The organism is Pseudooceanicola nitratireducens, assembly GCF_900109195.1.
Classification (GTDB): domain Bacteria; phylum Pseudomonadota; class Alphaproteobacteria; order Rhodobacterales; family Rhodobacteraceae; genus Pseudooceanicola; species Pseudooceanicola nitratireducens.
The window spans coordinates 1-6,970 of the sequence record NZ_FNZG01000020.1 but is presented as its reverse complement, the minus strand read 5'-3'; the positions used below and the strand labels follow the sequence as shown (position 1 = coordinate 6,970).

General features: G+C 64.1%; 9 protein-coding genes. All 9 read left to right on the top strand.

Annotated elements, in window-relative coordinates; genetic code table 11:
• Nucleotides 1-3 precede the first annotated feature (3 nt).
• Complete coding sequence (locus tag BMX99_RS20035; protein WP_322788151.1) at nt 4-99, top strand: TrbC/VirB2 family protein; 96 nt, start codon at nt 4-6, stop codon at nt 97-99.
• A gap of 111 nt (nt 100-210) precedes the next feature.
• A complete protein-coding gene (locus tag BMX99_RS19235) occupies nt 211-489 on the top strand; it encodes a VirB3 family type IV secretion system protein (protein ID WP_008335580.1) in 279 nt (92 codons plus the stop codon).
• The gene (locus BMX99_RS19230; protein WP_027246176.1) at nt 464-2,857 is read left to right on the top strand and encodes a VirB4 family type IV secretion/conjugal transfer ATPase; all 2,394 of its coding nucleotides are present in this window, start codon (nt 464-466) and stop codon (nt 2,855-2,857) included. The genes BMX99_RS19235 and BMX99_RS19230 overlap by 26 nt, the downstream gene beginning before the upstream one ends.
• Nucleotides 2,854-3,063: a hypothetical protein gene (locus tag BMX99_RS19225; RefSeq protein WP_008335582.1), complete on the top strand. Its 210-nt coding sequence runs from the start codon at nt 2,854-2,856 to the stop codon at nt 3,061-3,063. Before BMX99_RS19230 ends, BMX99_RS19225 begins: the two co-directional genes overlap by 4 nt.
• The gene (locus tag BMX99_RS19220) at nt 3,060-4,172 is read left to right on the top strand and encodes a lytic transglycosylase domain-containing protein (RefSeq protein ID WP_027246177.1); all 1,113 of its coding nucleotides are present in this window, start codon (nt 3,060-3,062) and stop codon (nt 4,170-4,172) included. Before BMX99_RS19225 ends, BMX99_RS19220 begins: the two co-directional genes overlap by 4 nt.
• Nucleotides 4,169-4,936: a type IV secretion system protein gene (locus tag BMX99_RS19215; RefSeq protein WP_027246178.1), complete on the top strand. Its 768-nt coding sequence runs from the start codon at nt 4,169-4,171 to the stop codon at nt 4,934-4,936. Before BMX99_RS19220 ends, BMX99_RS19215 begins: the two co-directional genes overlap by 4 nt.
• An 8-nt stretch (nt 4,937-4,944) precedes the next feature.
• The gene (locus BMX99_RS19210) at nt 4,945-5,370 is read left to right on the top strand and encodes a hypothetical protein (RefSeq protein ID WP_084204503.1); all 426 of its coding nucleotides are present in this window, start codon (nt 4,945-4,947) and stop codon (nt 5,368-5,370) included.
• The gene (locus BMX99_RS19205) at nt 5,371-6,384 is read left to right on the top strand and encodes a TrbL/VirB6 family protein (protein ID WP_027246180.1); all 1,014 of its coding nucleotides are present in this window, start codon (nt 5,371-5,373) and stop codon (nt 6,382-6,384) included. It begins immediately after the preceding gene.
• Between the two features lie 17 nt (nt 6,385-6,401).
• A partial coding sequence (locus tag BMX99_RS19200; protein WP_093455141.1) for a VirB8 family type IV secretion system protein occupies nt 6,402-6,970 on the top strand: 569 nt, incomplete at its 3' end.

Here is a 6,970-nt window from a genome sequence, read left to right as displayed (position 1 = left end):
TGCATGATGGGACGGCTGAACTGGGGCTGGTTCGCCTCGGTCATCATCGGGATCGTGCTGATCTTCTCGGCCGGCACCATCGTCGACGGCTTCTCGTGACATTCCGGCAAAATAGCGTCCTACGAGCGACCCGAACGCGTTGTGCTACGCAAACGCTGCCTCGGGCCCCTCTCCGGACACACATTTCCTTCTAAGCCGGAATATCACCCAATGGCAGAACGATCTCCCCTCTTTCTGGGCCTCGCCCGTCCGCCCAAGTATCTGGGTCTCCCTGTCGGATACCTCGTGGTTCTGGCGACCGGGGTCGTTCTGCCGTTCATCTGGACGAAGTCGATGGTGTTCTTCCTGATCGGGATTGTCGCCTATCCGATCCTCTGGTTCGTCGCCGACCGCGAGCCGCATTTCTTCGAGGTCCTGCGCGTCTCCTACGGCTCTGTGCGCGCGACGAAGAACCGGGCCCTGCATGGAGGCGACAGCTTTGGCGCGTGATGCGGGCACCCTTTCTTCCTTCGGGACCGCCTTGCATCACGCCGGCGGCGGCGAGTTCGCGCGGGAGAGCTATCTGGCCGAGCACCTGCCGTATTTCGCGCTCACGGATGACGATGTCATGGTGCTGCGAGAAGGCGATCTCCTCGCAACCATGCGCCTCGATGGTCTCAATCCGATGACCACTGAGGACGCCCGGCTCGACGCGCTCAAGCGCGCGGTTGCCGCCATCGTCGCCCAGACCGGCAATGCCTTCGGTTTCTACATACACCGGATCTCCGTGCCGCAAAATCTCGGGATGCGCCCCATCGAGGGCGACAGCTTCGCCGCCGCGATCGATGCGCGGTGGCAGTCCCATGTGAAAAACCTGCGCCCCGCCAAGCGCCAGCTTTATCTCAGCGTCATCCGGCGGCCCGACATCTCGGCGCGCATTCCGCTCCTTCGGGCACTGGCCCGCAAGGCCTGGGTCAAGGACCGCGCGACACGGATGCAGGAGTTGAACGAGGTCATGGGCTTCTTCGAGGTGGCGCTTGCGTCGGCCAATCCGGTCAGACTCACGAAAGCTGGCGGCGAATGGCTGGGCTATCTCAATACGCTGAACGCCGGCAGCTTCTCCCCCATCGCCTTCGGGCAAAGTGCCTTGCCCCTCTCGCACACCCTGAGCAATTGCCGCGCGACCTTTGATGGCGACGTGGCCACCCTGACCGATGCAGTGACTGGGCGGGTCAAATACGGCGCGCTCTTCTCAATGAAGACCTATCCCGCACTGACCGACGTCACGCTGCTCGACGCGCTCGACCTGCCCCTCGACATCGTGCTCACGAACTCCTTCAGCCCGATCCCGAACAACATCATGGCCGAACGCATCCAGCGGATCATTCGTCAGATGCACGCCTCAGACGATGCCGCCGTGTCCCTGCGCGAACAGCTGGGACAAGCCGCCGATGATCAGGAGGCAGGACGCATCGCCTTTGGCGACCACCACCTCTCCATCGCGGTCTATGCGCCCGACCGCGACACGCTCGAACGGGCCGCCGCCCAGATCAAACGCGTGGGCCAGGAAATCATGTCGGTGATCGTCCGCGAAAACATGGCGCTGAAGGCGACGTATTTCGCGCAGTCGCCCGGCAACTTCGGCTACCGCGCCCGCAAGACACCAATCTCCTCGATTAATTTCGCTGACTTCGCGGCCCTGCATGGCAGCGTCGAGGGGCGCAGCCCGGACCAGTCGCCATGGGGTCAAACCATCACGGTCCTGCCCACGGTCGGCACTTCTGGCTATCGCTTCAACTTCCACGAGGCGGGAGCCCCAAGCAAGGAACCCACGGTCGGCCATACGCTCGTTCTGGGGCGCACCGGCACCGGCAAGACACTGACCACCGCTTTCCTCGCAGCCCAAGCGCAACGGGTCGGCGCGCGGCTTTTCTTCTTCGACAAGGACCGCGGCCTCGAAATGGCGGTCCGCGCCCTTGGCGGGCGCTATAACGAAATCCGGGCTGGCGTACCCACGGGCCTCAACCCGCTTGCCACCGAGACCGACGAGCGCGGCCGCGCCTGGCTCTCGGACTGGCTCGCGACCCTGCTCACACGGAATGGCACGCTCTCGGGCGAGCAATCCCGCCACATCCAAAGCGCGGTCGGCCAGAACGCCGATGCGGGGGCAGGCCTGCAGCGCTTCGCCAGTTTCGAGACCCTGTTCCAGTCGCTCGATGACGATGGCGAGCTGCAATCTCGCGTCGCCGAATGGGCGCCGGGTGGGCGCTATGGCTGGGTGTTTGACGAACCCGAGCGCGGTGCGGGCCTCAAGCTCACGGGCGACATCGTCGGGTTTGATATGACCGAGATCCTCGACATGACCACCGAGCGAATGGCGGTGCTCTCCTACATCTTCCGCCAGATCGAACGTGTGGTCGAGGATCGCCGTCCCACCATCATCGTGCTCGACGAAGCCTGGAAGCTCTTGGACGACCCGTATTTCGGGGCGCGGCTGGAAAACTGGCTGGTCACGCTTCGGAAGATGAACTGCGTCGTGATCATGATGACGCAATATCCAAGCCAGCTGCGCGACAGCCGCGTTGGCAAGACCATCGTCGAAACAGTCCCGACCCAGATCCTCTTCCCGAACGATCGTGCCACTGTCTCCGACTACGACTTCCTCCGCGTCAACGCCAAGGAGGCGGCCCTTCTCGTGCAGCCCACCATCGGCCAGCGCATCGCGCTCGTTCGCTCGGCGGGCGACAGCGTCTTCGTCGATGCCGATCTCTCTGCGCTCGGAGAGTTGCTGCCCATCCTTGGCGGCGGCGCCACCGGCGAAGCCCGCGTGCCTGCCGATTGGCGCGCCAATCCCGATTTCTGGAGACATGTGATATGAGTTCGCAACCCCTTCTCGCGCTTTGCGCCGCCGCAAGCCTTCTGTCGGCTTGCGAAAAATACACTGAGAAAACCTCGCCATGCTTCGGACGCAAGGGCGAGCCGCAGGTGACCCGGTCCGCACTTTCCTTCTCGACCATGGGCGCACCGGTTCAGGAGACAGCCAAGCCCGACTGTACCTTCGAACCCCTGCCCCGTCCGGAATGAGCCGCGCCGCGATCATATCCACCGGACTCTGCCTCGTCCTCGGTGCCCTGCCCGCGCTCGCCCAGGGCGTGCCGACGCAGGACAATTCCGCGATCGGGCGCGCCATCGCACGGGTGACGGCACTGGCCGAGGATCTGGGTGTCCAGCAGGACAAGGATCGCACGGAGACGACGCTCGCCGATGTCCAGGCCGACCAGTTGCGCGTCCTCGAGGAGATGACTGCGGCGATCACTGGTCCCGGCTTCGATATCCGCGCGCTCGAAGGCAATGCGGATTTCGGGGTGGCGGCGGTCTATCCCAATACCGATCCAAGCCCGATGGTGAGCCGCCTTTTCGGCGAGGGACGAGAGACGGTCGAAATGATGATCGTCGAGGTCGCGGGCGAGTTTGCAGGCGCCCCCGGTGTGGCCCGCGCCGGTCTCTCGGCCACCCAGTGGCGCTGCCTCTTCCAGGCCCTGATCAAGCAGGAGAGCCGCTTCAACGTTGCCGCTGAAAGCCCGGTCGGAGCCTATGGCCTGACCCAACTCATGCCTGGCACCGCCTCCGATCTCGGCGTCGACCGCTATGACGTGAAAGACAACCTCCGCGGCGGCGCGCGTTACATCACCACGCAGCTCAACCGCTTCGGCAACATCCCCCATGCACTTGCGGCTTATAACGCAGGCCCCGGTCGGGTCATTGAATATGGTGGCGTGCCGCCCTTTGCCGAGACCCAAGGTTACGTGCGCAATATCTCGAAGTTCTACAACGAATACCTCGCCGTGGTGGGCGGTGCCGATGCGCTTGGCACGCTCTCACCTTCAGACTTTGCGCTCGCCGAATATGCCAGCATCTCCGAGGCGGGCATCTATTACGCGGCTGATAGTTCGGCGACGACCGAACAGGTGATCAATCGCCTGCGCGCCATCATCCTGCAGATCGATGAGCAACCCAATGCCAAGGCGGCCTGGGAGCTCAACACCTACGCCAAGGCCGAGATCGGCCGCATCCTCAACCTTCGCGTCCGGCTGATGGCGGCAAACCAGCAGCGCGAGGCGGCCTATGCGCAGCACCTCGTGGCCGACCGGCTGGCCGAGCGCGACTTCATGCAGATGGGAGTTCCCGAATGAGACACCTTCTCCTGACCGCCGCAGCGGTCACTACACTTGCGCTCGCCTCGCCCGCTGCTTCCCAGGGCGTACCAACCTTTGATGGCTCGCAGCTTGGTCAACTCGTGGCCCAGCTCGAGCACATGGCCGAGGACCTGAATGTCCAGATGCAGCAGCTCGCGACCATGCGGCTGGAACTGGAAACCCAACTGTCGCAGCTCACAAACCTCGAGGCGCAACTGACTTCTCTTATTGAGGGCAGCGGGCTCGGTGAACTTTTCGCGACGGTCGAAGAATTCCGCGCGCTGCGCGGCAAGCTGATCGCGCCCCTCAATACCGCACAATCTCTGGCCAGCGGCGATTTTCTCAGCGGCTTCAATCCCGGCGCAGAACTCTCCGCCTCGGTCGAGCGGGTTCTTTCGGACAGTGGCTTCACCTCGGAGCGCCTCAGTACGCTTTCGGGATCGGATCAGCCCGCCGACAACCGCATCGCCACCTCGGCCGGGGCCAGCGCCATGTTGTCGGTCGCCGCGCAAGAAAGCCATGAAGAAGCTGGACAGAGCCTCGAGCGGCTCGAGACCATGGTCGGGCTCATCGACGATCAGGACGGGCTGAAAGCTGCGGTCGATCTCAACACCCGCGTCACCGCTGAACTTGGCATCATCCTGACCCAGATCTGGCGGCTTGAAGCGGCGCAAGGCGTCAGCGCCGGCCAGCTTGGCGTCGTCGATGCAGCGACCCTCGCGGATGAGCGCAAGTTCCGGTCGATGGCGGTGGATCCATGAGGCAAACCATGACCCACAGCTTGGCACCAATTCGGACGCTTGGTCTCGCCGCACTTGTCGTGAGTGCCCTGCCCAGTGTTGCGTTGGCCCAAACCCCGAGCACGAACCCTTCCGGCGACACGCCCTTCAATTCGATGGCCATCGCGCGGGACGAAGCCGACGAATGTCGTGCTCCGAAACCCCCCGCCGATCTGGCCGAGACCGCCTATCTGCGCAACGGCTACCGCGCGATCCTGCGCATCCTGATCGCCGAAGAGGCGCTCGCCTCGGAAACCTGCACCTGTCTGCTGGATCAGTTCACCTGGGATCAGGCCTTGGGCGCGCTGCCCCGGTTCCAGACCTCGGACAACCCGCGTCTGCCCTTCAAGGTGCTCGAGCTCTACGCCAAGGCGGACGCGCTCGAGGCGCAAGTTGTGGAGGCCTGCGTAGAGTAGATGGGCGTTATTCGCGACATCCTGAGCCAGGTCGACGCCGCGGTGGATACCGTGGCACAGGACGGCTTTGTCTCTTCGGCAGGCGTTGTCGGCGACGTGATCTCCGCCGGGGCCGCGCTCCTCGTCGTGCTCCTCGGGATCAACGCGGTCATGCAACTCCGCCCCCTGCCCTTTGGCACCGGGTTTGCCTTCGGCATGAAGGTCGCACTTGTGGGGATCTTCGCGCAGAGTTGGGATAATTTCAGCGTCATCTATGACATCGTCACGCAGGTGCCCGACTCCGTCGGCGCCTCGATCCTCGCGCTCACCGGCTCGGGCGACGAGGCCGGGGTCTATGAAAGCCTCGACAACATGGTCGCCCGCATCACCGCCTATGGCGACACGATCGGCGACCGCGCAGGCTGGGTCTTTGGCGCGGTCCTGGGCGCGATCTTCTTTGTCCTCTCGGCGGTCTTCGCCGCCGTCACCGCCGGGATCATCGCCTTCGCCCGCATCGTCTTCGCGCTGATGATCGTCATCGCCCCCTTCATGATCGTGACCTCGCTCTTCAAGCCGACCCAATCCCTTTTCGAGGCCTGGACCCGCGCCACCATCGGCTATGCGCTCATGCCGGTCGCCGCCGCAGGCGCGGCGGGCATCATCGTCGCCATCGCCGAGGCCATAGGGGACGCCTCCGCCGATCCGGGCGATGTCGAGACCGTCAGCCTCATCCTGCCCTTCCTCGTGATCCTGATCCTCAGCGCCGGGATCATGGCCTCGGTCCCCTACATCGCCTCCAACCTGACCGGCGTCGTTGGCATTGCCTCCAATGCCGTGGGCCTGACCGGCCTCGCGCGTCAGGGCTTCGTGAACACGCGGGAATACGGCACGGGTGCCGCCTCGCGCCTCGTCACCGGCAAGTCTCCGCACGAGCTGAACCAGATGGCCAATGCGGGCGTGGTGAAAACCGGCGAGTTGATCCGGCAAAGCCCCGGCGCGCTCCTCTCCGCCGCCAAGGCTTTCCGCAAACCCTGATTTGAAAGACGACGACTTTGAAGAAGACTGTAGCCAGTTCCTCCGCGCCTGACCGCGACGCGTTTGAGGCGGATTTCATCTACGGGCCTCGGCGGCGCGAGCGTTTCGCCTGGTTCGTCGCAGCTGCAGGCGTCCTGGTTGGCGTCGCCGGCATGGTCGCGGGCGCGAGCCTCTTTCCGCTCAAATCGACCGAGACCTTCGTGGTCGTGGTCGACAAGGAAACCGGCGAGATGGACCGGGTTGCCGCCGTACAGGCGCTGACCCTTTCCGAGAGCGATGCCATCATCCAGGCCAATCTCGTGGCCTATGTCGATGATCGAGAGACCTATGACCTGACCGATGGAGAGCAACGCATCAACTCGGTGCTCGATCGTTCGGATGGCGATGCCGCCCGCACGCTGCGCGATCTCTGGTCTTCGACCAACGAGGATTACCCGATCACCGTCTATGGCCGCGAAGCCAAGATCGAGGTGGTGATCAAATCGGTCAATCAGATCGAGCGCGGCGTGGCCCAGGTCCGCTTCACCCGCACGCTGCGCCGTCCCCGCGACACCCGCACCGTCACCCGATCCTATGTCGCTACCGT

What these genes read in the sequence shown, in the direction of transcription:
- BMX99_RS19235 (WP_008335580.1), top strand. Translation starts at nt 211, where the DNA reads ATGGCAGAACGATCTCCCCTCTTTCTGGGCCTCGCCCGTCCGCCCAAG.
- BMX99_RS19215 (WP_027246178.1), top strand. Translation starts at nt 4,169, where the DNA reads ATGAGACACCTTCTCCTGACCGCCGCAGCGGTCACTACACTTGCGCTC.
- BMX99_RS19220 (WP_027246177.1), top strand. Translation starts at nt 3,060, where the DNA reads ATGAGCCGCGCCGCGATCATATCCACCGGACTCTGCCTCGTCCTCGGT.
- BMX99_RS19225 (WP_008335582.1), top strand. Translation starts at nt 2,854, where the DNA reads ATGAGTTCGCAACCCCTTCTCGCGCTTTGCGCCGCCGCAAGCCTTCTG.
- BMX99_RS20035 (WP_322788151.1), top strand. Translation starts at nt 4, where the DNA reads ATGATGGGACGGCTGAACTGGGGCTGGTTCGCCTCGGTCATCATCGGG.
- BMX99_RS19210 (WP_084204503.1), top strand. Translation starts at nt 4,945, where the DNA reads ATGACCCACAGCTTGGCACCAATTCGGACGCTTGGTCTCGCCGCACTT.
- BMX99_RS19205 (WP_027246180.1), top strand. Translation starts at nt 5,371, where the DNA reads ATGGGCGTTATTCGCGACATCCTGAGCCAGGTCGACGCCGCGGTGGAT.
- BMX99_RS19230 (WP_027246176.1), top strand. Translation starts at nt 464, where the DNA reads ATGGAGGCGACAGCTTTGGCGCGTGATGCGGGCACCCTTTCTTCCTTC.